The sequence below is a fragment of the Candidatus Bathyarchaeota archaeon A05DMB-5 genome (assembly GCA_019685655.1).
Lineage (GTDB): Archaea > Thermoproteota > Bathyarchaeia > Bathyarchaeales > Bathycorpusculaceae > DSLH01.
In genome coordinates this window covers 47,542-71,007 of the sequence record JABFQP010000006.1, presented here as the reverse complement: position 1 = coordinate 71,007, position 23,466 = coordinate 47,542, and the positions used below count along the sequence as shown (strand labels likewise).

26 protein-coding genes and 1 tRNA gene are annotated in these 23,466 nt (G+C 41.3%); 13 read left to right on the top strand and 14 right to left on the bottom strand.

The annotated features are described in order from the left end of the window. Nucleotide 1: 1 nt before the first annotated feature. Complete coding sequence (locus tag HM003_08000) at nt 2-826, top strand: ABC transporter ATP-binding protein (GenBank protein ID MBX5329274.1); 825 nt, start codon at nt 2-4, stop codon at nt 824-826. 7 nt (nt 827-833) lie between these two features. On the opposite strand, the gene HM003_07995 is transcribed toward HM003_08000, so the two are convergent. The 10 genes from HM003_07995 to HM003_07950 all read right to left on the bottom strand — a co-directional run bounded on the left by HM003_07995 (nt 834) and on the right by HM003_07950 (nt 11,744). Further along, nucleotides 834-2,471, bottom strand: a complete 1,638-nt coding sequence (locus HM003_07995; GenBank protein MBX5329273.1) for a hypothetical protein — start codon at nt 2,469-2,471, stop codon at nt 834-836. A 421-nt stretch (nt 2,472-2,892) separates the two neighbouring features. Continuing rightward, complete coding sequence (locus HM003_07990; GenBank protein MBX5329272.1) at nt 2,893-4,143, bottom strand: hypothetical protein; 1,251 nt, start codon at nt 4,141-4,143, stop codon at nt 2,893-2,895. 72 nt (nt 4,144-4,215) lie between these two features. Next, entirely contained in the window at nt 4,216-5,136 is a 921-nt protein-coding gene (locus HM003_07985) for a sodium:calcium antiporter (GenBank protein ID MBX5329271.1), read from the bottom strand. Nucleotides 5,137-5,256: 120 nt separating this feature from the next. Continuing rightward, nucleotides 5,257-5,748, bottom strand: a complete 492-nt coding sequence (locus tag HM003_07980; protein ID MBX5329270.1) for a hypothetical protein — start codon at nt 5,746-5,748, stop codon at nt 5,257-5,259. A gap of 218 nt (nt 5,749-5,966) precedes the next feature. Next, entirely contained in the window at nt 5,967-7,238 is a 1,272-nt protein-coding gene (locus HM003_07975; protein MBX5329269.1) for a hypothetical protein, read from the bottom strand. Nucleotides 7,239-7,394: 156 nt separating this feature from the next. After that, nucleotides 7,395-7,472: transfer RNA gene (locus tag HM003_07970), tRNA-Asp, on the bottom strand. Nucleotides 7,473-7,884: 412 nt separating this feature from the next. Further along, nucleotides 7,885-9,024 (bottom strand): trypsin-like serine protease, encoded by a 1,140-nt coding sequence (locus HM003_07965; GenBank protein ID MBX5329268.1) that lies wholly within the window; start codon nt 9,022-9,024, stop codon nt 7,885-7,887. A gap of 80 nt (nt 9,025-9,104) precedes the next feature. Then, a complete protein-coding gene (locus tag HM003_07960) occupies nt 9,105-10,313 on the bottom strand; it encodes an MFS transporter (protein MBX5329267.1) in 1,209 nt (402 codons plus the stop codon). A gap of 84 nt (nt 10,314-10,397) precedes the next feature. After that, the gene (locus HM003_07955) at nt 10,398-11,399 is read right to left on the bottom strand and encodes an adenylosuccinate synthetase (GenBank protein ID MBX5329266.1); all 1,002 of its coding nucleotides are present in this window, start codon (nt 11,397-11,399) and stop codon (nt 10,398-10,400) included. 99 nt (nt 11,400-11,498) lie between these two features. Continuing rightward, entirely contained in the window at nt 11,499-11,744 is a 246-nt protein-coding gene (locus HM003_07950; protein MBX5329265.1) for a hypothetical protein, read from the bottom strand. A 314-nt stretch (nt 11,745-12,058) separates the two neighbouring features. Between HM003_07950 and HM003_07945 the strand changes: the two genes are divergently transcribed. Genes HM003_07945 through HM003_07935 form a run of 3 tightly spaced genes read left to right on the top strand, consistent with a single transcriptional unit; the run spans nt 12,059 to nt 13,427 of the window. Further along, a complete protein-coding gene (locus HM003_07945) occupies nt 12,059-12,457 on the top strand; it encodes a hypothetical protein (protein MBX5329264.1) in 399 nt (132 codons plus the stop codon). Between the two features lie 32 nt (nt 12,458-12,489). Continuing rightward, nucleotides 12,490-12,987, top strand: a complete 498-nt coding sequence (locus HM003_07940; GenBank protein MBX5329263.1) for a hypothetical protein — start codon at nt 12,490-12,492, stop codon at nt 12,985-12,987. Then, nucleotides 12,984-13,427, top strand: a complete 444-nt coding sequence (locus HM003_07935; protein ID MBX5329262.1) for a CoA-binding protein — start codon at nt 12,984-12,986, stop codon at nt 13,425-13,427. Before HM003_07940 ends, HM003_07935 begins: the two co-directional genes overlap by 4 nt. On the opposite strand, the gene HM003_07930 is transcribed toward HM003_07935, so the two are convergent. Further along, complete coding sequence (locus HM003_07930) at nt 13,424-13,969, bottom strand: metallophosphoesterase family protein (GenBank protein MBX5329261.1); 546 nt, start codon at nt 13,967-13,969, stop codon at nt 13,424-13,426. The genes HM003_07935 and HM003_07930 overlap by 4 nt on opposite strands. 190 nt (nt 13,970-14,159) lie before the next feature. Here HM003_07930 and HM003_07925 point away from each other — a divergent pair, with 190 nt between their 5' ends. Together HM003_07925 and HM003_07920 are read left to right on the top strand one after the other, a co-directional pair. Beyond that, nucleotides 14,160-14,300, top strand: a complete 141-nt coding sequence (locus HM003_07925) for a DNA-directed RNA polymerase (protein MBX5329260.1) — start codon at nt 14,160-14,162, stop codon at nt 14,298-14,300. Between the two features lie 199 nt (nt 14,301-14,499). After that, a complete protein-coding gene (locus HM003_07920; GenBank protein MBX5329259.1) occupies nt 14,500-14,958 on the top strand; it encodes a hypothetical protein in 459 nt (152 codons plus the stop codon). Nucleotides 14,959-15,055: 97 nt separating this feature from the next. Here the strand turns inward: HM003_07920 and HM003_07915 are convergent, their stop codons facing one another. Next, nucleotides 15,056-15,595 (bottom strand): hypothetical protein, encoded by a 540-nt coding sequence (locus tag HM003_07915; GenBank protein MBX5329258.1) that lies wholly within the window; start codon nt 15,593-15,595, stop codon nt 15,056-15,058. Nucleotides 15,596-15,688: 93 nt separating this feature from the next. Here HM003_07915 and HM003_07910 point away from each other — a divergent pair, with 93 nt between their 5' ends. Then, nucleotides 15,689-16,489 carry an undecaprenyl-diphosphate phosphatase gene (locus HM003_07910; protein ID MBX5329257.1) on the top strand — a complete coding sequence of 267 codons (801 nt, stop codon included), beginning with the start codon at nt 15,689-15,691 and terminating at the stop codon, nt 16,487-16,489. On the opposite strand, the gene cca is transcribed toward HM003_07910, so the two are convergent. Then, nucleotides 16,475-17,899, bottom strand: coding sequence for a CCA tRNA nucleotidyltransferase (cca, locus tag HM003_07905; GenBank protein ID MBX5329256.1), 1,425 nt, complete (start codon nt 17,897-17,899; stop codon nt 16,475-16,477). The genes HM003_07910 and cca overlap by 15 nt on opposite strands. Nucleotides 17,900-17,921: 22 nt before the next feature. Further along, nucleotides 17,922-18,485 carry an RNA 2',3'-cyclic phosphodiesterase gene (thpR, locus tag HM003_07900; GenBank protein MBX5329255.1) on the bottom strand — a complete coding sequence of 188 codons (564 nt, stop codon included), beginning with the start codon at nt 18,483-18,485 and terminating at the stop codon, nt 17,922-17,924. Between the two features lie 103 nt (nt 18,486-18,588). Between thpR and fliE the strand changes: the two genes are divergently transcribed. The 6 genes from fliE (at nt 18,589) to HM003_07870 (ending at nt 23,437) form a co-directional block, all read left to right on the top strand. Beyond that, nucleotides 18,589-19,155 (top strand): flagellar hook-basal body complex protein FliE, encoded by a 567-nt coding sequence (gene fliE / locus HM003_07895; GenBank protein MBX5329254.1) that lies wholly within the window; start codon nt 18,589-18,591, stop codon nt 19,153-19,155. After that, the gene (locus HM003_07890; protein MBX5329253.1) at nt 19,143-19,544 is read left to right on the top strand and encodes a hypothetical protein; all 402 of its coding nucleotides are present in this window, start codon (nt 19,143-19,145) and stop codon (nt 19,542-19,544) included. The genes fliE and HM003_07890 overlap by 13 nt, the downstream gene beginning before the upstream one ends. Nucleotides 19,545-19,557: 13 nt before the next feature. Next, nucleotides 19,558-20,559, top strand: a complete 1,002-nt coding sequence (locus HM003_07885) for an exonuclease (GenBank protein ID MBX5329252.1) — start codon at nt 19,558-19,560, stop codon at nt 20,557-20,559. A gap of 171 nt (nt 20,560-20,730) precedes the next feature. Next, nucleotides 20,731-21,438 carry a hypothetical protein gene (locus HM003_07880; protein ID MBX5329251.1) on the top strand — a complete coding sequence of 236 codons (708 nt, stop codon included), beginning with the start codon at nt 20,731-20,733 and terminating at the stop codon, nt 21,436-21,438. An 89-nt stretch (nt 21,439-21,527) separates the two neighbouring features. After that, entirely contained in the window at nt 21,528-21,992 is a 465-nt protein-coding gene (locus HM003_07875; protein ID MBX5329250.1) for a hypothetical protein, read from the top strand. 155 nt (nt 21,993-22,147) lie between these two features. Then, entirely contained in the window at nt 22,148-23,437 is a 1,290-nt protein-coding gene (locus HM003_07870; protein ID MBX5329249.1) for a hydroxymethylglutaryl-CoA reductase, degradative, read from the top strand. The last annotated feature ends 29 nt before the right edge of the window (nt 23,438-23,466 follow it).

The window sequence follows — 23,466 nt, the reverse complement described above, 5'->3', positions numbered from 1 at the left end:
TTTGTCAGTGCTTGAGGTAGAAAACGTGACGAAAGCATTCCTGATGGAAAAATCAAAAGTTCTGGTATTAGATAATGTGAGTTTTTCTGTTGGAAATGATGAGTTCGTCTGTCTAGTAGGGCCTTCAGGTTGCGGGAAATCCACCATGCTCCGAATCATCGGAGGTTTAGAAAAAGCAGATTCGGGCAAAATATTGTTTCGTGGACAACCTATTACCCAGCCTACCCCAAAAATAGCTATGGTCTTCCAACTTTTCGGTCTACTTCCATGGAAAACCGCTTTAGAAAACGTTGAAGTGCCATTAGAAGTGCTTGGCATGGAAAAAGAAAAGCGAAAGCATGTCGCCGAAGAATACTTAAAGATGGTTGGGCTTGAAGGTTTCGAGAATACGTATCCACATGACCTTTCAGGCGGAATGAAGCAACGCGTGGGAATTGCGAGAGCATTAGCATTGAAACCAGAAGTATTGCTCATGGATGAGCCTTTCTCTTCGCTGGATGAACTCACTGCCAAAACTCTACGTGAGTTAGTGCTTGACATTTGGCGAAATCCTGCTTTACCGACAAACACGTTTTTAATGGTGAGCCACAATGTTGAAGAAGCCGTCTTTATGGCAGATAGAGTCATCGTGATGTCGCCCCGACCAGGAAAAGTCATTGGAGAAGTGAAGGTTGACATTCCAAGACCTCGTTCCAAATACCTAAGAGACCCAGTATATTTCAAGTTTGTAGATGACGTTGTAGAATTACTGGAAAGAGGTAAGATTATACAAAAAGACGAAAGCCCCTTGTCGTTAACAGCAAAAAAGAAAAACAAACTAAAGTAATTCTGCACTAAGAAGAAATTTTTGAATAGGCTTTTGCAAAAGTTTCGTATTCTTTTTCTGAAAGCCAACCTTCCTCTTTTAGCGATTTTAAGGTATTCTGAATTTCTTCTCGCGCTGATTCTACTTTCAAAATGTCAGTTCTGCTGCCTTTCTCGTTTATTTCTCTTTCAAGAACTGCGTTTCGCTCGATTAAGGCTGGAAGTTTGTAGAAGTGTGAGCTTAGAGTTTTGAAGCGTGGGACAAGTAACTGTTTAATTTTGGCTCTGCCTAGAACTCCTTTGAGTTTTGTTAAGAAGCTTATGCTGTTTACAGTGGATGGAGGAAAAACTACGAAGCGTTTGCCTTTTTCGGAGGCGTAGCAGACTAAATATAACGGCACATAAATTATCGTGTTTTGTTTATGTTTTTGTTCGATTCCAAGCTTTTCAAATCCAGCAAGCCCTGTTTCTCTCATCTTAGCCATCTTATTTATCTGCTCAATTATTGTTGTGGTCATCTTCTCCAGTTTTTCTATTTCTTGCTTGTTAAACTGAATTTTAGAGTCACGAGAAGCTTCGAGTTCTAACAAATCTTTTTTGGCTTCTTTTATTTTGGCTTCCCATTCAGACTTCAGCCTTATAGTTTCAGTCGACTTGTTATCTTCCACTTCTTTTATTCTTCTTCCGACATCCTTTATCTTCGATTCGATGTCGGAGAGTTCTTTTTTGGCTTCGTTGATTTTTTCTTTCCATTTTCGTTCGCCGGCAGCATCCTTGCTTGCCGCTCGTGTTTTTGCTTCTAATTTGTAGCGTTCAATTCTGTTAAGCGTTTGTTCTTTTGTTTTTTCAAATTTGACCTTCTCTTTCTGTAACGGAAGAAGTTGCTTTTCAATGTCTTTTGCGAGTTTAGCTATTCTCTCGTTGTATTCTTCGTTTATGCGGTCTACTTTAGGTTTTACAATGGCTTCTTGTTTCTTGATTTCTCTGTTGAATTCGTCTTTGATTGTTTTTATTTTGGCTCTAATTGTTTTAGTGAAGTTGCGTGTTGTGTTGTTTAATAGTTTCATGCTGTCGTAAAGAGCGGCAATTTCTTCTTTAAACGTGGATTTGAGATTTTCAATTTCTTGCAGTGAAGAAAGAATAGAGGATTCTTCCAAAGTGGGTGATAACATGGTCAAATCTGACAAGGATGTTTCAACTTGAGTGGCTTCATTAAGGTATAAAGCAAATTCGCTGAGGAAACTCGGGTCGCTGATGAGACCATTTATTGCAATTTCTTTTGCGCCTTCGGGAATTTGGAAATAGTTGATGTTATCAGCCAGAAAAGCCATGTATGTTTCTAAGATTTTTGAGCTTCTTTCGATGTTTTCGATGAACGTCTTTACGTCTGGAATAGCGTTGTAAGTCAAAGTGTAAGTTGTGGTGCTTAACCCGTCGAAAAGAAGGTTAACTTTACTCCAAGGAATAAGCCAGAAAGGATAACAAAGCTCAGATATGAAAGCTATTTTTTCTGCTGGCTGTTTCAGAATTAAACCTCCGCCTTTTTCGCGTTCTAACTCAGCAAAACAATAGATAGTAGCTTTCTCCATTTCTTCTGAGAACGCTTCTCTGCGATTTTCAGAGAGAGCCGAAAATGGAAAAATTAATATTCCAGTTTTTTGAGACAAATTTCCACCATTAATAATTGTTAATGCAAAGTTAATTTAAATGTTTTATAAATATTAATAATCTCCTTGTGATAATTTCGATTTTCACAACTGAAACATTCCATGCCAACTCCATAGTAACGCACCATTCAATAAAGAAAATTAAAAAATGGGGATTTTTAGTCTAGTGTGGTCGTTTGCTCACTTCTTTTTCTTTGTTTTCCCCTTTTTCTTCTTTGTTTTGGATCCAGACACGATTGCGACCTCAAACTCCTAATTCTTTGTGATTTCTATAAAAAATTTTCTATCAGATTTCAATGTTGACTTGTTTTTCAAAAAACTGTCTAAATAGATTTACTAATGAGGTTTAAGCGATTTTGCATCGAGAAAAAGAACTTCAGAAGAACATTTTGACTTGAATGGATAAAGTTGGTTGAATGGATTATTTTTCTGCTCTCCATTTAAGAATCGGAATACCTACGGTTGCGATTATTGCAGTAGTCAAAATTATCATGACTGCAAAGTTAATGTAAAGAGGTGACAGGCTTTGGAAAACTTCAGCTGGATACCCATATTGTGCAATTGCTTCAGGTGTTGAATATTGAAGGGGTAATGTTGCTAACACAGCTGCTGCCAGTCCTCTTGTTAGCATTACGCCCATTATTGGTCGTTCTTTAATCAACTCGAAACAACGTATAGTAGCAAGTTTCACGGCTCCTAGTCTAGTTAACAATAACAGTAGCGAGAGAATTACTCCGAGAATGACTGTTGTAATATTGCTGATAGTAACTATAAGACCAATATAGACAAAGAAGAATGTTCTCAGAAGGAATGCAATTTCAGATTCAAACCTTTTTAATCCGAAGTCAACAGCTAAGTCGGATGATCCTCCTATTTTGAGTATTCGGTAAATTTCTTTTTCATTACCTAGCATTATGCCAAACAAGAGGGAACAAAGTGAACCGCTTCCGCCTAAGAATTCTGAAAGTGCATAAGCTAATAGTACCACGGCAAGGGTGAGCATGTAAGCGTAGGATATCTCCCTAATTCTCTTCAAAACGCTTAACCATGCTAGACCGAAAATTATTCCAAATACTATTCCTATCGAAAATCTACTAGCTATAGATTGACCAATTGTTATTAATTCTAAGGATGTCCCTCTTAACAAGATCTCAATCACTACGAGCGAGAAAATTATGCATAATATGTCTGTGATTGCGGATTCTAGACTTAGTATTGTCGAACATTTTTCGCTTATTTTAATTTTGGATGCTAGGGAAATCACCACTATACTGCTGCTGCCTCCAAACATCGTTCCAAATAATACAGAATACAACAGAGGTCTATCTGGAATGACAATGAACATCATAAACGCGGTTGTTACAACAACATTCATTACAAAACCTGCTATAGCAAGAATTGCAGCCCTAGGACTTTCAGAGAAAACACGATAGATATTCATAGCCATCCCACCATCAAACAAAATGAAAACTAAAGCCAATGCAGCGAGATACGGTGCCAATCCCATTATTGAAGAAGCATTTATCACACCTGCCAACGGTCCAATAAGCATTCCCAAAACTATGAGGAAAAGCATATCTGGAAAACCTGTGCGTTCAAATATGTAATTTGTTAAAAAACCTATTACAATTATTGAGCCGCCTAATATCAATGCAAGCGTAACAGGATCCATTAACCTCAAACCTTTTTATCCTTAATTTGCTGTTCAGCTTAAAGAAATTTTGCTCTTAAAATAAAATCACACTTAAAAAATTGCTTGAAAGAGCACGTATAACAGTATTAAAGTTATTCCAACAGTTTGCGAAATATATCCTTTCGTTAAATATCGCCAAAAAATAACTGTTGTAATAAGCACAAAAGGAATTATTTCGGCAAAGGTTGATATATCCACGGTAAATGGTGAAGAGATCAAGAGAAGTCCCAATACTAAAGTTAGATTGGTTAAATTAGAGCCGATGATATCCCCAAGTGCAAGTTGAATACGTCCACGTCGGGCTGCTGTGAGATCAAGAGATAGTTCTGGAAGTGATGTGCCTATTGCAACTATTTTGGCGCCTATTGTAATGGGGGGAACCCCGAAAGTAATTGCTATATTAACAGCGGAAGAGACCGCAAAGCGAGCTGCAAGTATGACGATTGCAACTCCAATAATTACCATTAGCACAGTTACCAGTTTATTGTGAACAGTAAGTGGTTCATCAACGGATGGTGTCCTTTTTCTTGTCATGATGAAAATGTTGAAGGCAAAAATTCCCAAAAGGAGTGCGCCCACAAAACGACTGGCCATATTAAATAGGATGAGAATGAAGGGAATTATTGATGTTAAGATAAGAATGTCTGTCAATTTTATCATGAGATCTTTTCTGCATTTCTTTAGGTAGCCAAGTGTTGCGAGTATGCCGATTATCATAGATATATTAAAAACGTTTGAGCCTAGCACGTCTCCAACGCTGATTCCCGGGGTTCCCTGAATAGCTGAGAAGAGGGCTACTGCAATTTCTGGTGTTGAAGTCATGACCGCCAGAATTGCGAACCCAACTGATGCTTCGCTTAAGCCTGTGAGCATAATCAAGTTTTCTACGTATTTTATTGTGAAGTGGCTTGCTATCGCTAGAACAATTAAAGACAAAATTAGTATTGATACTTGAATTATTAGCTCTATCACCTAACATGACCACTCACTAAGAGACCATGACAACAATAATTAACATATACAATAACGCGAATAATTAATTTTTTTCTTCCGAAAAGTGCTTTCGAAAAAGAAATCTTGTATGGGGCGATTTTACCAGATTTTGTCAACTTTTAGGTGAGTCAAATATCCTATAATACCGTAAAGCGGCATTGAGAGAATTTCGATTATGTTTCCAATCTGGATTGGAAAATGTACAAAAGCAAAAAAACCCAGTAGACAAAGAAAGGCTCCGTAAATCGTTAATGATTTGAAATTATGGAACGTTTCGGTTGTCTTCCATTTTGGGTATATTCCAGAAAACAGGATCCAAATTAGCAATGGCGCAAAAAAGAAAAGGGCATATTTCTTGTACCATGGTAGGTCTTCAGTTTTTCGGCTGTTTTTCTTTCTTCTAAATATGGAAGGCAGATCTGGAAGGAAATTGCTATAGAAGAAAATCAATATTCCCCACAGCATTGAGTCAATAACGCTTTCTTGAAACCAATAGAAAATTGTGAATAGATAAAGAAGACTTAATGGCAAAACTACCGTTTTAAACACTCTAATTGCTGAGTGAACATGTTCTGCTGTTTCCTCATTCATGCGCCAAATTGGTAGTTTCGACTTGACTTTTCGATTTATGCTTTTGAAAGAGTGAAATACAAAACTGAAAATGGCATTGTATAGGCTATTAGAATGGGTAGGATGCGGCTTGACCTTGCGTTTTGGTCTTTTCGTGGTCAATCGCCACAAAAAGCAGTTTATTTTATTGCGGTATATATTTATTATGCGTGCCGCCAGACATTGTTCTTTAGGTTGGATTAATGCGCTTTTTCTAGGAAATCTGTTATTTTCTTTTGGAAGAGCGCGTTTTTTAATAGTTCGCTTCGCATTATCCATTGTTGTATGGAAATTTGGAATTTGCCTGCGATGAACTTTAAGACGTCGTTTAGAGTGTTGAGCGTGAAAGGTTTTTGACGCATGGCGTTTCTCACGTTTTCTCTCACTTGCCACACGCCAACTGGCATTATGTAGCCTGGATGCGCTTCTCTTAAGACGATTACTGTTGCTTGTCTTCTTTCCTTTACAAGCAGTTCGCAAACGGCAAGTCTCGCAGCGTAGTAGCATCCGCCTATTTCCGCGTAGGTTGTTCTTCCTTCGTAGCCTTCCCAGTCGCCGAACATGACAACGTTTTTGCCATTAGGGTTCCAAACTGTGCCGGGATACCATGCTTCTATTGCTTCGTAACTCCACGCATTCGGAATCATCAAAACTTCAAAAATGTTATCCAGATAACGAGACTCATAAACGCGATATTCGCTTATTTCAGGAAAAGTTTTCACCTTTTCCATCAAGTCTTTTGAGAGTATGCTATCAACCGCTGTTATGCTCCATCGAGTGGGCACAAGTCGTCTGTTCTGTTTCAAACCGAAAGCGCCAACACTAAAAGCCCTCTGAATTTTCGTGACCAAAACACCTTTGTCATAAAGCTCCAAAACCGCATTTGCAGCCCTCAAGTCAGTGTCACTATAAGCCTTTTCTATTTGATGATCCCATCTGGTGTTGCCAACAAGCAAGTCGCGGATTGGCGCTGACGGCCCGAACGGCTGCACTTCGTCGTCCAGAAATAGAAAGCCTCTGGGCTTCTTGGTTAATATTAATTCTACATCAACGGGCTTAACTGCTAAAGCTAATTCACGAGTTTTGTCAATTATTTTTCCTGCTTCCTCGAATTTTCGCACATTCACACGGTGCTTTCCGCGAATGAGCATTGAACGAAAACCGACAATCTCATCGATGGTTTTTCCAAGCCAAAATTCTGGCAAGTCATAGATGCTTGTGTCTTCTTCAACTGGAGGCACCAACGGACCAGCGTAAACATATGGATAGCCGATTCTTCCAACAAAAACGCTTGGAGGCGAAGCTCCCGCAATGTCTTCGCTTTGCATTAATGGAATGCTCTTCAAAAAATAGTTAGCTTTAACAATTATTGGACAACGAGATTTGCCACATAGAAATCTGGAGCCTTTACAGGCAACACATAAGCCGTTTCTGGACGCTTTTGTAACCAAAAAATCTTCATCATATTTCACATCAGCGCCAAGATTGGAACCCTTTAAAATATCAAGTAACCAAACGTTGGGTGAACGCTTGTCTGTCTGCCTATAAGAAGTGCTCAATTTTTTATCATTAAAATTCTGGTCGAAACTTGCTCTTATGCTTTCCTTACATGAAACTGTCAAAAAGAATGGCGCCCTGGCCGGGATTTGAACCCGGGTCCAGCGGGCGACAGCCGCTTATACTAGACCGGACTATACTACCAGGGCTACCAATGGCTAAAGCGCCGAAAAATAATAGAAAAACCTTGATTAATTAAGCTTTCTTGAAAAGCACAGTTCAATTGAAAGCGCCACGCGCAAAACTGGCAAGAAAAAACATAGACCATTTCCCGTGCCATCATCGCTAAAAATCCTATTAGCATCTAAATAGACGACCTAGAAGCAATTGCATACTTGTTAGACAGCGTTATCTTCTCTTCTGTTTCTTTCCTCCGCGAGTTCTTCTCGTTTGATGCCCTCTTGCTTTGTCACGGCGGACGCTCTCTTTGGCTTTTCTACGGGAATTCTGTTCTCTACTCATGTTCCTTAACTTCACCTCTCTCAAATATTACGGCATCCTTTCTCAAAAAATCTTCTGTTTAAAAAATTCTGTAAGAGGAGTCGATTCATCGATGGATTCTCACGTAAATGGGCTAGGTCTTCTTTCTAAGGTTATTGTAACATTCTCTGTGACGTTGGCTCTTACGACTGTAATTATTAGATTGTCGCCTGGCAGCGTGTTTTCTTCCAAGTAGCTTGCTAGGTCGTCGCCGTTTTTGATGCGGGTCATATTCATTGCGATTATTGTGTCGTTGACTTGTAATTTTCCATCTGATGGTCCGTCTGATATGACTTCGACTATTAGCCATCCATAGGTTACGTTTATACCCATTTCTTGGCTTGTTTCATAGTTCATGTCAGTTCCTCTCACGCCCATGTAAGAGTGCCCGTCATAGGTGCCCTCTTTTATAAGCGAATAAATTTCTCGGAGGATAGTGTTTGAGGGGATGGCGAAACCTAAGCCTTGAGAGTCTGCGACTATTGCAGTTGTTATTCCGATGACCTTGCCGTTATAATTCAATAGTGGACCGCCCGAGTTCCCTGGGTTTATAGGCGCACTTGTCTGTATTATGTTGGCTATGCCGAAGCCGCCTGTGTATTCCTCTGTTATTGTTCTTCCAAGAGCGCTTATTACGCCCGTGGTCATCGACCCAACTAAGCCATAGGGGTTTCCTATTGCTATGACTGGGTCGCCAACTTTTAATGTTGAAGAGCTTACGATTTCGATGGGTTTGAATTCTTCTTGTGGAGCGTTGACCAATAGAACAGCTAAATCCGCGTAGGGGTCTGTTCCGTTTACTTCTGCTGCATAGCCGTTTCCGTTCGAAAACGTTACGCTCACGGTTATTGTTCCGTGGACAACATGGTAATTTGTTATTACAACTGGCAAGCCAGAGAAATTGTAGACAAATCCTGAGCCTTGAACGGTTCCTGAGCTTGTTGTTCCACGCACTAAAACAACTGAGTCTTTTACGTGTTCATAAATTTCTGTTAAAGCTGTGGCATTTTGATAAATTGTGATATTCTGGTAGGTTGCGTTTTGGAAACCCCACAGTTTGGAGACTTGATTTTTGAGATTTGCAATATCATTGTTTAGATTCTCAATTTGCTGGTAAGCTATTAGGTATGTGGCCAGTCCTCCAGCAATCAATCCCACAACAAGCATTAGCAGTACAAAGGTTAAAGAAAACTTGAAACCGCGTTCACTAGAGATGCTCAACTGTTTCACCTCTCTTAAACGATAACCGAGTGTACTGCTGAAAAATAAAAGTTCCGCAAAACTTGCTGGTGGCACTTTTTTTACGTCTCAAAAACTTTCGAGAAAACCAACAATGAAAAAAAGAGCGTTACCACTACGGCTATTATAAACAAGTAAGATTGAGAAATGCTGTATAGGACGCCGCCGACGTAGGGCGCTACGAAAGAGGTGAAAATGCTGACAGTTTGTGGTATGGAAATCCATCGTGCCCTCATGTGTTCTGGAGCAAGAGGCCCAATTATGGCGCTCATCAGAGACCACAGAATATAGGAGCCTCCTATTAGGAAAAAGGCGATTATTAGAATATAGAATTCGCTGAACAGTAGAAGAAGAATTAATGATAAGCTGCTTAGAAGCATAGCTATAGAGAGAGCAACGGATTTTTTCCATTTATCTCCAAGCTTGCCTAAGAGGATGCCTAAAATTGTTGAGCTGAAGAAGGAAATGGAGCCTAAGATGCCTATTTCAAACTTGCCGTAACGATAGACATCTGCGAGGAATTTGGGAATGAACGGTCTAAACATGAGTGTGACGAAAATTAGAGAAGCAAATAGAATCGAAAGTTTGAGCAACCTCTTTGTTTTTAAAAGTTTGAAGAAAGAGTAATTCTTTTCTGATGGTTCTTGAGTTAAGCGAATTGCATGTTGACTGCTTATGAAGGCTAGGACTAGTCCTGCAAGAGCGTAGAAAACGAAGGCTAAATAAAAAACAACATGCATTCCAACAGTTCCTGCTAAATATCCTCCGACAGCCGGCGAAAAAATGTAACCGAAAGACCACGCTGAAGAAATCAAAGTGAAAGTCAATGTCAACTTAGTCTTTTCAGCAGTTGTTACAATGTATGCTGTGCTTGTTGGTCCACCGAGCCAAACTCCCCACAAAACGATGCCAGGTAATGTTTGCAACCAATTGTTTGCGAGGGAGAAAATTAAGGGTGCGGGCACCCATGCTATCCAGCCGGCTATCATGATTTTTTTACGGTCATACTTGTCTGCAAGTGTTCCAGCCACAAGCAAAGTTAATGCTGCAACTAAACTTACTATGGCATAGACTATGCCGACTTCTACATCGTTGGCTCCGAGGCTTTCAGTCAAGTAAACTGGCAGGAGATAAGCGTAAAGCCCGTCACCAAAAGAACCTAACAAGTCAGAGGTAAAAATTAGTTTCAAGTCTTTGTTTAACACTTCAAATGGAAAGCTCGACCTTAGAATTTTTCGATAGTTAGCTGCTGTCAACAATCTGACTTCCAATTGTTGGAATTTTACTTTAGTATAATTGTTGATGTTTTATGCTTTTTGTCGAGAAAATCTGTTTTACCTAAGAGGTTATTAGGATTATTTTCTTCTGTCAATTATGTCTAAGGCTTCTGGTCCGGTGCCTATTAACACAACTGGAATGCCTGTGGATTTTTCAATTTCCTTTATGAACTGTTTAGCGTCCTTTGGAAGGTCATCATATGTTTTCGCGCCTTTGCATGTTGGGAAGAGAACGTCAAGTTTTGTGACCGCGGCTTGAGTTGCGCTATTAAGCATAACAGCTTTCTTTGCGAGTTCAAAATTGAATGGAGCCGAGCGTCTGTCACGGCCTGTTCCAGCAGCGGTTTCGAACCATCCACGTTTTATGGCTTCTTCTTTTGTTATTTCTCCAGGCAGTGGGCCTGCACCGACACGTGTCATGAAGGACTTGAATACTATTAAGACCTCATCAATTTTTGTTGGACCTACTCCTGCTTCGGAGCAGATTGCTGCTGCGCTTGTGTCTCGTCCTGTCACGTAGGGGTATGTTCCATGATAAAGCGAAAGCAACAAGCCTTGTGTTCCTTCGAGCATGACATTTTTGCCTTTATCTATTGCTTCGTTAGCCTCTTTCGACACGTCTGTTAAGTATGGCTTGAGTTCTGGAATGTCTCTTGCAAGTTTTGCTGTTCTGCGGACGCGTTCTTCGATTGCTGGGCCTACGCCTCTGCCGGTTGTGCCTACGACTTGTTTGAGATGTGCGCTTGCTTTGTCTTGCATTGAGTGTTTTTCTTCGATTATGGAAGCTTGAGCGTCTACGCCTATGCGGTTTTTGGTGCCTGTTTGTTCTATTTCTTCGAGTAACTGTTTAACTTCAACATTTGAACCCGCACCGATTAGTAAACGGCATTTTTCATAGACAAAGGCTGCGGGAACCATATGCAACGCGTAACGGTTACCTTTATACCATACTGTGTGGGCGGCGTTAACAGAACCCGTTCTCACGCAAACGTCAAGTTTGTCTTTCAAGGCTAAGTAAGAGATTATTTTTCCTTTTCCTTCGTCTCCCCAGAAGGCTCCAGCTATAACTGTGCACGGCATTTTTATCGCCGTTTAGAGAGTCTGCCGAGAATTATTTAAGGTTGTTTAACAATATCGTTTAAAAACTATCCAAAAATAGAAGGCTATTACGGCTGTGTCCTAATTGTTATCGCCGATGAGAATCAAGTTGAGATTCAAAAGTTCAGCCCATGCTATGCTCTTTAATGGTATCTTGAACTCGCTTTCTTTCTTGTAAGGCACACATTTAACGAAAGTCACCCTTCCAAACTCGTCTTTTAGAATCTCTGAAAGCAAAACATTCACTATAATTGAACCGTCTTTCAAGTGAAGGTTTACGTTTTTTCCGAGAAAGGATCTCGCCGTGTTCATACTGAATCTTTCCATCAGTTTTCACCACTCCAACTCTTTATTCGCAAGCTTACTCCAGCAACGTTTGCAAATGGGTGTTTTTTCTCCCTTGAAGAGAATGTAAACTTCAATGTTAGGGTTCTTACATTCCTTATTCCACGGGTTTCTACAACGCTCCATATACGCGCACCTCCACTCGCAAACTGCAGTTAAAACGCTTCGCATTTTCTGCTTTTAAAACACTCTATGAACCGACACTCCAACATTCTGGAGAGAGATAAGTTAAAGTGAAAATCTTATACCGTTAGTCATGTTTACTATTAACTACGGTGAAGTTTGTGGATTTGTTTGTGGCTCAAGTTAACCTTGCCTTTCAGATTATTGTTTTGGCTATACTTTCTGTAAGCCTTATGTTGAAAAGTAAGAGAAAGTTGTATTTGCATGGAATAACGATGCTGATTGCGTTGGTTTTTAATACGGCTTCATTTGCGGTTGTGATGTTGCCTTCTTCTTTAAGACTAAATTACAGTTTTAACTTGTTCTCTCTTGTCACCATGACACACGTAATCTTAGGAGTTTTGGCTGAAAGTTTTGCGGTTTGGCTTGTCGCTTCATGGCATTTACAATCATCCTTCCAGTCTTGCATGAAAAGAAAGAAAATAATGAGGGTTACTATGATTCTATGGCTAATGACATTGCTCTTCGGCATTTTAGTCTATATATTTCTCTACACAAATCTTATACCTTAACCTTGATTGGTAAGAATTAGAAAGTGGAATAATTGAACAAAACAAAAAGACTCATTTACATAATAGCTTTAGGCATGTTAATCTTATACATCGCGAACTCCACATCACGAGCATTTGCAGGAATCCCAACTGTAACAAACGTGATTGCCTGGAACGACGACGGCGACACCGTTTTGAACGTCACGGTTTCTCATTCTCCACAGAGCCAAACTATCCCACACTATCTTGACTACATAGAAGTAAACGTTGACGGAGATACCCAAACTTTTCCGGTGAACTTTCGACCAGAAACAACCTTTATAGTCCACTGCAATTTAGGAGCTATTTCTGGAACGCCAACTGCAACAGTTCGAGCTCACCGCAATATTGATGGATACGGTTCATGGTATGGACCAGTGCAAATCCCCGAATTTCAGAATCCATTACTGCTATTGACTTTACTCTTTACCATATTACTTGTGGCAATAATTCTTCGCAAAGCTGGTAAATCCATTAATTCAATCTTTTATTGTAAGGAGCCGGAAAGTTGAGTCAAAATGTTATTGAAGAGATTTTAACAAGATACAGAACCGTCGCTGTTGTTGGGTTGTCCAAAAACCCTTCAAAAGACAGCCACAGAGTGGCTGAATACCTAAAAGCTCATGGCTTTCGCATTATACCAGTAAACCCCTCTGCCAATGAAGTCTTGGGAGAGAAAAGCTATAAGAGCTTGCTGGATATGCCGGCTGAAGTGCAGAAAAGTGTTGAGGTTGTGGACATTTTTAGACCGTCTGCGGAGGTTTTGCCATTAGTGGAGCAAGCAATTCAGTTAAAGAAGCTGCATGGCGTGCCGTATGTGGTTTGGATGCAGTTGGGAATCGTTAACGAGCAGGCGGCTGAAAAAGCAAGAAAAGCAGGCTTAACCGTGATTATGGACAAGTGCATGATGCAAGAGCACCGTCGATTAATTGAGAAGCGTAAACTTGTCTAAATCTGAACTATCTCCGGTATTATTTTCTCCTTTGTAATTCTAAGCAAAGCTACAGTGGGCTTGTTAATGAAAGGCGGAATAGGATTGGTTGGGCTTCCTGGGTTTATGAAAAGAGTGTTTCCTTCCCATTTTATGTTAGAGCTATGCGTGTGCCCATAAACAAGCACGTTAAATGCGTTCCGTTCAGCGATTTCACGCATTTTTGCTAAGCCGAAAAGCGCGCCTGGATTGTGTATTACTCCTATTTTCCAGTCGAAAACTTTTACGGAGTCGAGTTTTGGTAGTTTTCCGCGGATTTCTGGTCCATCCATGTTGCCGTAAACAGCCAAGACTGGCGCAAGCTGTTCCAACTCGTCGATGACAGACAACTGCACAAGGTCTCCGGCATGCACAATGAAGTCTACTTTGTCGAAGACTTCGAACACTTTTTTGGGAAGTTCTCTGGCTCTTGCTGGAACATGTGTGTCAGAAATTAAGCCGGCAGTTTTTGTCGGAGAAAACTCACGAAGTCGAGAGATTATTTCTGGTTGCTGACTAGCCATCAACAGCGCCTCTCTAACTACTTTTTACGGCTTTCATAAATAAGAACCTTAACATGTTTGCGTGTAGATGTGGCTTGTTTAGATTTTGAACGTTTGATAACAAGTTTTATAAGCGTCAGTGTAGTGGATGATTGCGTTGTGCAAGAAGCGATTTTTGCACGATAAACGCGTAAGGAGTTGAAATAGTAAAATGTCAGAGAAAGAGATGCACAAGGCAGTTTGTGCTGATTGTGGACAGGAATGTGAAGTCCCCTTCAAGCCTGACCCAAATAGGCCCGTTTACTGCCGAGAGTGCTGGTCGAAAAGAAGAGGCCAAAGAAGAAGATATTAGGTTAAGCTAATAGCTTTAATTCGTAACCCAGTTTTCCCACGTTTTTTATTAATTTAGTGGAAACTCTTTTCTATGTTTCTTGAGAGATTTTGGCCAAATTGATGAGATATGGTAAGGAGGGCATCCTTATCACGTATGCTTAGGTTCGCTTAACCTTTATCTGTGCGAACTGCCATACTATAAAGGTGAAGGGGCAGTTGTGAAAAGACCGATTGGCGTGACAGTAGTAGCTTGGCTAACTGTCTTGAGTGGAATAGCTTTGCTTTTTATTTTCTTATTGTTTTGGGTAGTTGCTATGGTTGGTGGACCGTATTCCTCTGGCACATCAGCCCAACTTTCACCAATATTTTACGCTCCGCTAATGCTTGCGGTTTTTGCTTTCAGTGTTTCATTTATGATACTTGCCCGGGCAAGGTACGCTTGGCACAGCTCAATAATATTTTGGATAGTTTTTGTCTTGTTTTTCATATGGTGTTACAATTTTATGGGAGTATGGCGTTACATGCTTTATTTGGAAAGTGGCGACCCGTGGTATCAATATCTGAGCATAGCAAGAATTCTATTTCTACCCTTCCCTTTCGTTTACGCTATAGGATGCTCAATCTATTTTTCGACTAAAACCCCAAAAGAACACTTTTTGCGCGAGGCAACAACATAATAATACACACAAAAGCAAGCAAGGTGTTTTCTATGCGATTATTCTATGGTTTTAAGTACGTGCTAGAAAGAGGAAACAAACTGTAATTTACTAAAAATTATAAGCGAAACTCCCATTTGCACCATAGATTTTTGGGGTGCTTGTCTGGCGGGCAAACTATGCAGTCTACTTCCACGTTTGGGTTGAGCGTCTTTGCGAAGTTTTTCAAATAGCCGAATCTGACTTTTTTGCATGGAAACTCGCTTAATCCTTTGATTAAGCGTGTTTCTTGTGTTCTGCAACGGTCAACGCTTAAAGTGCCTCTTTTACTGCTTACCTCGACAGTTTTGAACGGCTGATCTAAAGCCCAACTTGATTTTCGCAGTAAATCAATAATTGTTGGGACATCCGGATTTTCGCCAATGTTGAACATTTTTTGCAGGCTTTTGGCTTCTATTGCAGCCATTGTTTCCCAAACTCCAGCGTCAATTTCTGTAGCTGCTTCTGTGCCAAACTTTTTCTCTATGCCAAGAAAGTATAAGCCGTCAACTCTCCACAGGTTTCGGATTTCCAGAAAGAAATAGTCAAGCAGCTTTTCCATGGGCATTTTAGCCAGCATTTCACGGTCTTCGCGGCTTCCAGGCGGATACCCACTCATTCATTTACACCAGCATTGAAGAATTAATGTGTTACTTGAATTAATCTTTTAAACATAACTCGAAAATACAAGAAAGGAAAGCGGCGATAACATTTGGGTCTGGTGGAAACAGCAATTCTCGGCACAATACAAGGCTTAACAGAATGGCTACCCATCTCAAGCACCGGACACTTGAAAGTAGCCGAACATTTTCTACATTTTCTCGGCACACAGAATTCGCTTCTTTTCGAGTTTATGCTGCATATTGGAACATTGCTCGTAGTATTGTTCTTCTTCAGAGAGGACATCAAAAAAATCTTTGCAGCTCTGGTTCGCTTTGATTTCAAAACAGAACACGGCAAACTATTATCTTTAATAATCGTGGGAACAATCCCAGCCGTGGTTGTAGGCGTTTTACTTAAAGAGCCCGTGGAGCAAACGTTCCAAAATCTGCTGCCAATTGCTGTAGCGTTCGTTGTTTTCGGTTTAGTGCTTTACTTGTCGAAGATTGGAAAGGAAGAAAAAGATGGCATAGACTATTTGACTGCGGTAATTGTTGGTGTGGCAGAAGGCTTAGCTATAATTCCAGGCGTCTCCAGAAGTGGGGCAACAATCGCTATTGCATTGTTGTTAGGAATAAAACGTGAAAAAGCCTTCAAATTCTCATTTCTGCTTTCGATACCAGCAATAATCGGCGCCATCGGCTACACGGCATACAAGGATTACGGGACACTTGTAACTGCGGGTTTAGGATGGACAGAAATCCTCGTGGGAGTCGTTGCTGCAATGATTGTTGGCTATTTAACAATAAAGTTGCTCTGGAAAATCCTTGCTAAAAAGAAGTTTCACTTTTTCGCGTTATACTGCTGGCTTTTTGGCGTCGCATTAATAGCGTTGAGCCTAAGTGGTTTCTAACCATTTTGGTTTACCAGAAAGAAAATCAGTTAAGAACTCTGCAAATTTGCTGTTTTTGGTGTATATTTCGGCTATTTCTTCGTTTACCAAAACTTTGAAATCATTCTTTAAGACGTGTGAAATTTTTTCAGCTACACCAGCGTTTCTTCCTCCATCCTTCAGCTTTTCCTTGAGCAATACACGCACATCGGTGTATTTTCTTTTTAGCTGCACAGCCAATCGTCCATCCGCAATGTATGGTCCAGAAACCACATCAGAATTATGCGTGTATTTTTCCAAAAAATCTCTGCATTCACGTTCTCTCTCCAGAGGAGGCCCAAGGTGTTTCTTGACTGGTGCGGTGTGGTGGTTTTCAAGTTCGAAGAGGAACGTGTTGAGGTTTTTTTCGTCACTCCACGTTGCGTCTCTTAAAATTTTGAAATCGTTTAATTCAATAAGCTTGCGGAGAGAACGCTGAGACTTGTATAGTTGTCCCCATAAAACGTCTGGGACAGCGTTAACGTTTCCAAAGGTTACGAGGACAATGGCGGAGCCACGCTGCTTTAATGTTTGTTTCAGTTCTTTCGCTGTTAAGGCTGTTGTTTTTGGCGGATAAAAGAAGGCTAAGTGGGGTTTTTCTAGGAAAGCTCGTGCTGCGGCTATGAAAGTGTAGAGTTTCTGTGGTTGTACTGCTGAAGCTACGTTTCTTCCTTTGTCTACTGGGTCGATGATTATCAATGGTTCCGTGAATAACAGCGGTAGCTCGTTTTCTCTTTCTCTGTAGTAGCCTTCTATGTCTATGACTTTTATTTGCTTATACTGCGCAAAAGCTTTCAGTGTCTCTGCAAAGGATCTGTAGTGTAAAATTAGAAGTTCGCATAGGTAACCGCTGAACCCGCCGACTTTTATTTCAGCGCCATAAACGTCCACTCCTGACATAAACTTTTTCAGCAAACGCACTTCAGCATGCATTGGCATTTTCAAATGCTTTTTAACATAATCTGTATGGTAAGGCGTCCGGTCTGTGGCGCTTAACCATTCTCCACGCTTAACGTTATAACAAGGCACAATATTCACTCTGACACCGTTAATTATCGCCTCCAAATACGGATGCTCAGCAAACCTTTCAATCTGTTTTGCGCCTTCGGTGGCTTTTCTGGCTACTTTTAGGCAGACTTCTCCAAGCGATTTACGCGGTATAGTTGTTGGAACACGCATGAAAATGTCTATGTCTGGCTCTTTGCTGAGCCAAGTGTCCTTCGCAACAGAACCTTCCACGCGCACTATAGCTTCAACACCCAAAGCTTTAGATGCGTTAGCAACTTTCTTCTCCAGTTTTCTAGCTAAAACCTCAATTTTTGCGCGCCTTTTCTTGTCTGGCGTGACACGTTTTAGAACAGTTGCGCAGACATCCGCTATCTTTCTCTCCATAAACATTGCCCTTTCTCTATTTTTATGGACAAACCTCTTTAAGTGTTGAGTAAATTGGTCCCTTCGGCGTCAAATCGCTCTTTTTAAGTCTTAAACATTCAGCCAGTACAATTCCAAACTCGTAATTTGCGTTCTCGTTTAGGAATTTAGCGAGTTCAGCCTTGTTTCTTCCAGACTTGACACGGGCAATCGTAAGGTGAGGGCTAAAGCCTTTCGGGTCAGGTGTAAATCCTAAACTGCGTAAACGGGGTTCTAGCTGGTTGAAAATGTTTCTCAATTGGTCGACGCCTTCAGTTATTCCTGCCCACAAAACTCGCGGATAACGCAAGTTAGGAAAAGCGCCAGTTCCACGAATTTTAATGTTGAAAGGGACAAACTGAACCTTTTTCATTTCTTCAAAAATCTTGTCTACCATGGGTTGGGTTATGTTTCCGAGAAATCGGACGGTTATGTGAATGTTTTTAGGTTCAACTAGTTTTAGGTCTGCTCCAGTTTTGGTTAGGAGAGATTGGATGTCTGTTATCCTTTTAAGAACTTGTTCGCTGTCCATGTCAAAAGCTATAAAACTTCTTATGGCCTCAGACATCAAGTATTCCTTCGCTTATTCTTCATGTAACTTTCTCATAAATGCTTTTAATGTAAAAGACTATCTGTTACTGACAAAATCTGTCCACAGAGGGAAATGCAAAGTGAGCAGCAATAAACTGGTTGTTGGTTTAGCTGGTATGCCCGGAGCTGGAAAATCCTTAGTGGTTTCTGCCGCTAAAGAGATGGGTTATGGCATTGTTGTGATGGGTGATGTGGTGCGAGAGGAAACAACGCGTAGAGGGTTAGAACTGAACCCCCAAAACATTGGCAAAATAATGCTTGAATTGCGTGAGAAAGAGGGAAAAAGTGTCATAGCAAAAATGTGCATTCCAAAAATAGAAAACGCACAAGAAAGCAAAATTCTCGTAGATGGTATACGCAGCTTAAACGAAGTTGAAGAATTCAAAAGGCATTTTCCAAAATTCACGCTCATAGCGGTTCATTCGCCGCCGGAAACAAGGTTCAAAAGACTTTATCACAGACAAAGAAGCGACGACCCAGCCAGTTGGGAAATCTTCCATGAAAGAGACACGCGTGAATTAAGCGTCGGGTTAGGCGAAGCCATAGCAATGGCTGAACACTTAATAGTAAACGAAGAAAAATATGAGCTAGTAAAACAGAAAGCCAGAGAAGTTCTCAGGAAAGTCGAACACAAATGGACAAAATAAAAGTCTACGTGGAAGCGGAAATCAACCCAACAGAAAGCGAAGAAAAAGTAAAACGCGCCATCGAAAACATTTTCGGCAACATTCAAACCAAAGTTCAACCTATATATAAGGGGGCTATACTAACCGCAGAAGCAACAGAACAAGAAGCCCTCACTAAACTTTACAATTTACTCCGCAGAGAACGCATCCGCGACGCCGCAAGAGCAGTATTATTCGAAGGACTAAGTGGAAAAACCATAAACTTTTGCTTAAACAAGCAAGTTGCATACGCAGGGCATGTATCTTTTTCTAAAGAAGTGGCAGAATCGCCCTTAGGACCAATAAAAGTCAAAATAGAATGCGAAAACCCAAGAGAATTAATCGATTGGCTCGCGCCAAAAACCACATGACCGGTGCGTAACCTTGTCCACGCAAGCCACAATAACAGAAACTGGCGCTGTGCTTTTGGGAAAACATGTCGCATGCGACGCCTTCGACAAAACAAGACCATTAAGAGTGGTCACGCACGCCCACGCTGACCACATGACCGGCTTAAAACAAAGCCTCCGAACATGCGAAAAAGTGCTAATGACAAAAGCAACAAAAGACTTAATCGACGTCATGATGGGACCACTTTTCCTGATGGAAGGCAACGTGGAAACACACGAATACGGCAAAACCTTCCAATACAATGACGAATACATCACGCTTTTCGGCGCCGACCACATCCTAGGCGCAGCACAAGTGCTCGTAGAAGACAAGGAAGGAGCAAAAACAGTTTTCACAGGTGACTTCAGAATCGACGGAACCCCAATTTTAGACGCAGACACGCTTGTCATGGAAGCCACGTATGGAGGTCCAACATGCAAACGCTCATTTGCCAAAGACATCAAAAACCTCCTAATCTCCGTCATAGAACATGGATTAGAACAAGGCACCGTTTACGTTTTTGGCTATCACGGCAAACTCCAAGAAGTCATGCAAATCCTACACAAAGCTGGTGTAAAAGCGCCTTTTGTTGTGCCGGAAAAAGTCTTTCATGTGTCAAAAGTTTGCGAAAAACATGGCATGCGTCTTGGGCGTTTAATGCTTTCTGAAGAACGGGAAGCCAAAGAAATGCTGGAAAAAAACGTGTCATGCATAGCCTTCTACCACATGGGCTCAAGAAGCAAAGTAGGTCATGACGCCTTCAGAGTTTACGTTAGCGGTTGGGAATTTAACTCTCCATGCCGCGAAATCAACGAAAAAGAATACATAATCGCCCTGAGCGACCACTCAGACTTCAACGGACTACTCGAATACGTTAGACGCTCAAAACCAAAACTCGTCATAACCGACAACTACCGCGTAGGACACGCAGAAATCCTCGCAAAAGAAATCCATAAACGCTTCGGAATCTCCGCCATAGCACTGCCCAAAAAATAACCCACAAACACACTTATCTGTCGCATCAGCACTTTTACTGTGTGTATTGCACATTGCTACACAACAGATTATTTTCCATTTTCACGTTTTCTATTATAGAATTCGGATTCGAATTCCGAATTCATATGTCTTAAATAAAAAGAAACCAGACTTTCGGGTGCGGTACCGAAATTGCCTTCCCCACTACAACCAGAGTTCTTCGCACTGCTGGGCATAGACCTTTTCCTAGCCGTAAGCTTGCTAACATGCCTATTAGACCGTCATTTTCCGTGGCATCTACCGTACTTGTATCAAGTTGCGGCTTTGGCTGGGTTTGGACAACTAATCGTAAGCAAAGAGTTCATGCTGTCGTTTGGCGAGTACATGCGGTTCTGGTACAGTCTATTGTATTTGGTTGTGGCTTTGGCGAACATCGTCGCAGTCAACGCTTATCTTGGAATAGTAAAGAAACTGCTGAACTACGCTAAAGTTTTCCTGTTCACCGTCACCTTGCCCTCAATAGTCTTAGCTACCTTCTTCGTAACCAACTACGCCGACATAGCTGTTCATCCATTAGTGATGCTTCCACACATGACATGGGAAACAACCTTCATAGCAATAGTCGCGTTCGACACGCTCGTCGTGGGGTTAGGCGCATACATATTCTTCAAGCCAAAATGGTGGTACATAGCCCTAGGTGCAGGCACAGCAATAACAAGCGCAAGCGTTTACGCAGTTCTTAAGCCTTCTTGGGGGGAGGCAGCCTTCGTAACTTCAGCCGTAGCCTTAGCAATAGCCTGCATCTTAGTCTTAGGCGTAAGCGTCTACGTGCTCGCAAGAATATGGATAGACACGCTTAAAGAAAGAAAAAGAAGGAAAGGAGGTGAAACAACAAAATGAAAATAAACTACAAGAAAAGTCTGAAATTTGTAACACTGGTAATAGTATCGATACTGATTGCTGTAGTAAGCGCAGATTTTTACAGTCAAATGTACATTGAGTCGCATGTTGGTGTCGACGTCACACCCAAAGATCTTCAATTTGTGGCAGGCGCCAACTTCTCAATAGCAGGAGGTTGGCTCAATCCCTCTAAGACAGTAGTAAAGTTCGGCTCCATGACTGGGGGACAGGGAGTTAACAAGACATACTATGAACCCGTAAGCATTACAAATGTTGGTTCTTCATCGCATACGTTTGAGATGAAGTTTGATTCATGGACTATCTCTAACAGTAGTGCACTTGAATATATAACCATCGCCATCTATGACGAAAGTAACGCTCTACAAGGTAACATGATATACTTGCCAGGAAATCTACAAGGCGTAGACAGTACAGGAGATGTCGTCATTCCAGCAAATGCAAACTGGCGAATTGAATGGGTAATTCGATGGGTAAGCGACGCTGCAGAGACAAATACTGTGGATGTAAAAATAATGATACTAGTCAAAAACTAATGCTCCACACATTTTCCTCCTTTTTATTAATTAAGAATCATTTATAAGAGTAAAGAATGGGCCATTAAAACAGAAGTGGAAACTTTGGCTCACTTTTTTATTTTTCAACAAAGTTATAAATGATAGACAGAAGTATCTTTACTTACAATAGAAACATGAGGTTCAATATGAATAAATCGTCTCTAATTTCAGGTTTCTATAAGCTTAGTACTAAAGAGCGTTTGCAATTTGTTAGGGAGTTTGCTGGTTTAACGGATGAAGAAGCGTCTTTGTTGCAGAATACTGGTTCTTTGTCTTTGGATTTAGCTGACCGCATGATAGAAAATGTTGTCGGCGCCATTCCAATACCATTAGGCATCGGCGTAAACTTTCTCATAAACAAACGTGACTATCTGATTCCCATGGCTATTGAAGAACCATCCGTTGTCGCAGCAGCCAGCTACGCAGCAAAAATGGCACGCGACGGTGGAGGCTTCCACACAAGCAGCACACCACCAATAATGATCGGACAAATACAAGCAGTCGGCATAAAAGACCCATACGCAGCCAAAATGCGCATTTTACAAGCAAAAGAAGAAATCATAAAGAAGGCAAATGACCAAGACCCAGTGCTCGTTTCCGTCGGCGGCGGCGCAAAAGACCTAGACGCAAAAGTGATCCAAACAACCCAAGGACCAATGCTCATCACAGAATTGCATGTTGACTGCCGCGACGCCATGGGTGCCAACGCAGTTAACACGATGGCTGAAGCTGTCGCGCCATTAATAGAACGCATAACAGGCGGACGTGTTTACCTGCGAATAATCTCCAATTTAGCCGTTAAACGCTTAGCCAGAGCATGGTGCATAGTGCCCAAAGACTCAGTTGGCGGAGAAGAAGTCGTAGACGGCATAGTAAACGCATCCGCTTTCGCAGCAGCAGACCCATACCGAGCCGCAACCCACAACAAAGGCATAATGAACGGCATAATAGCTGTCATAATCGCCACATGCAACGACCACCGCGCAATCGAAGCAGGAGCCCACGCTTATGCAGTAAAAAACGGACACTACACAACGCTTTCAACATGGGAGAAAAACGAAAACGGCGACCTAGTAGGCTCAGTTGAACTGCCGATGGCTGTAGGCCTAATCGGTGGAGCAGTGCGAACCCACCCAATCGCGAAAATAGCAATAAAAATCTTAGGCGTAAAAACTGCAAACGAATTCGCAGAAGTTTTAGCAGCTGTTGGTTTAGCACAGAATCTTGGCGCATTACGTGCGTTAGCACATGAAGGAATACAACGCGGACACATGTCACTTCACGCGAGAAACATAGCCGTAGCAGCAGGCGCAACAGGCGAACTAATCGATTTAGTAGCAGAAAAAATGGTTGAAGAACGCAAAATCCGCATGGACAGAGCAAAAGAACTTATCGAACAGTACAAGGCATCTGGGAAAATCTAAAAAACCAAGAGAACCGCATTCTTAACCAC

What these genes read in the sequence shown, in the direction of transcription:
- HM003_07990 (MBX5329272.1), bottom strand. Translation starts at nt 4,143, where the DNA reads ATGGATCCTGTTACGCTTGCATTGATATTAGGCGGCTCAATAATTGTA.
- HM003_07980 (MBX5329270.1), bottom strand. Translation starts at nt 5,748, where the DNA reads ATGAATGAGGAAACAGCAGAACATGTTCACTCAGCAATTAGAGTGTTT.
- HM003_07955 (MBX5329266.1), bottom strand. Translation starts at nt 11,399, where the DNA reads ATGCCGTGCACAGTTATAGCTGGAGCCTTCTGGGGAGACGAAGGAAAA.
- HM003_07950 (MBX5329265.1), bottom strand. Translation starts at nt 11,744, where the DNA reads ATGGAAAGATTCAGTATGAACACGGCGAGATCCTTTCTCGGAAAAAAC.
- HM003_07930 (MBX5329261.1), bottom strand. Translation starts at nt 13,969, where the DNA reads ATGGCTAGTCAGCAACCAGAAATAATCTCTCGACTTCGTGAGTTTTCT.
- HM003_07925 (MBX5329260.1), top strand. Translation starts at nt 14,160, where the DNA reads ATGTCAGAGAAAGAGATGCACAAGGCAGTTTGTGCTGATTGTGGACAG.
- HM003_07915 (MBX5329258.1), bottom strand. Translation starts at nt 15,595, where the DNA reads ATGAGTGGGTATCCGCCTGGAAGCCGCGAAGACCGTGAAATGCTGGCT.
- cca (MBX5329256.1), bottom strand. Translation starts at nt 17,899, where the DNA reads ATGGAGAGAAAGATAGCGGATGTCTGCGCAACTGTTCTAAAACGTGTC.
- thpR (MBX5329255.1), bottom strand. Translation starts at nt 18,485, where the DNA reads ATGTCTGAGGCCATAAGAAGTTTTATAGCTTTTGACATGGACAGCGAA.
- HM003_07890 (MBX5329253.1), top strand. Translation starts at nt 19,143, where the DNA reads ATGGACAAAATAAAAGTCTACGTGGAAGCGGAAATCAACCCAACAGAA.
- HM003_07875 (MBX5329250.1), top strand. Translation starts at nt 21,528, where the DNA reads ATGTACATTGAGTCGCATGTTGGTGTCGACGTCACACCCAAAGATCTT.
- HM003_07870 (MBX5329249.1), top strand. Translation starts at nt 22,148, where the DNA reads ATGAGGTTCAATATGAATAAATCGTCTCTAATTTCAGGTTTCTATAAG.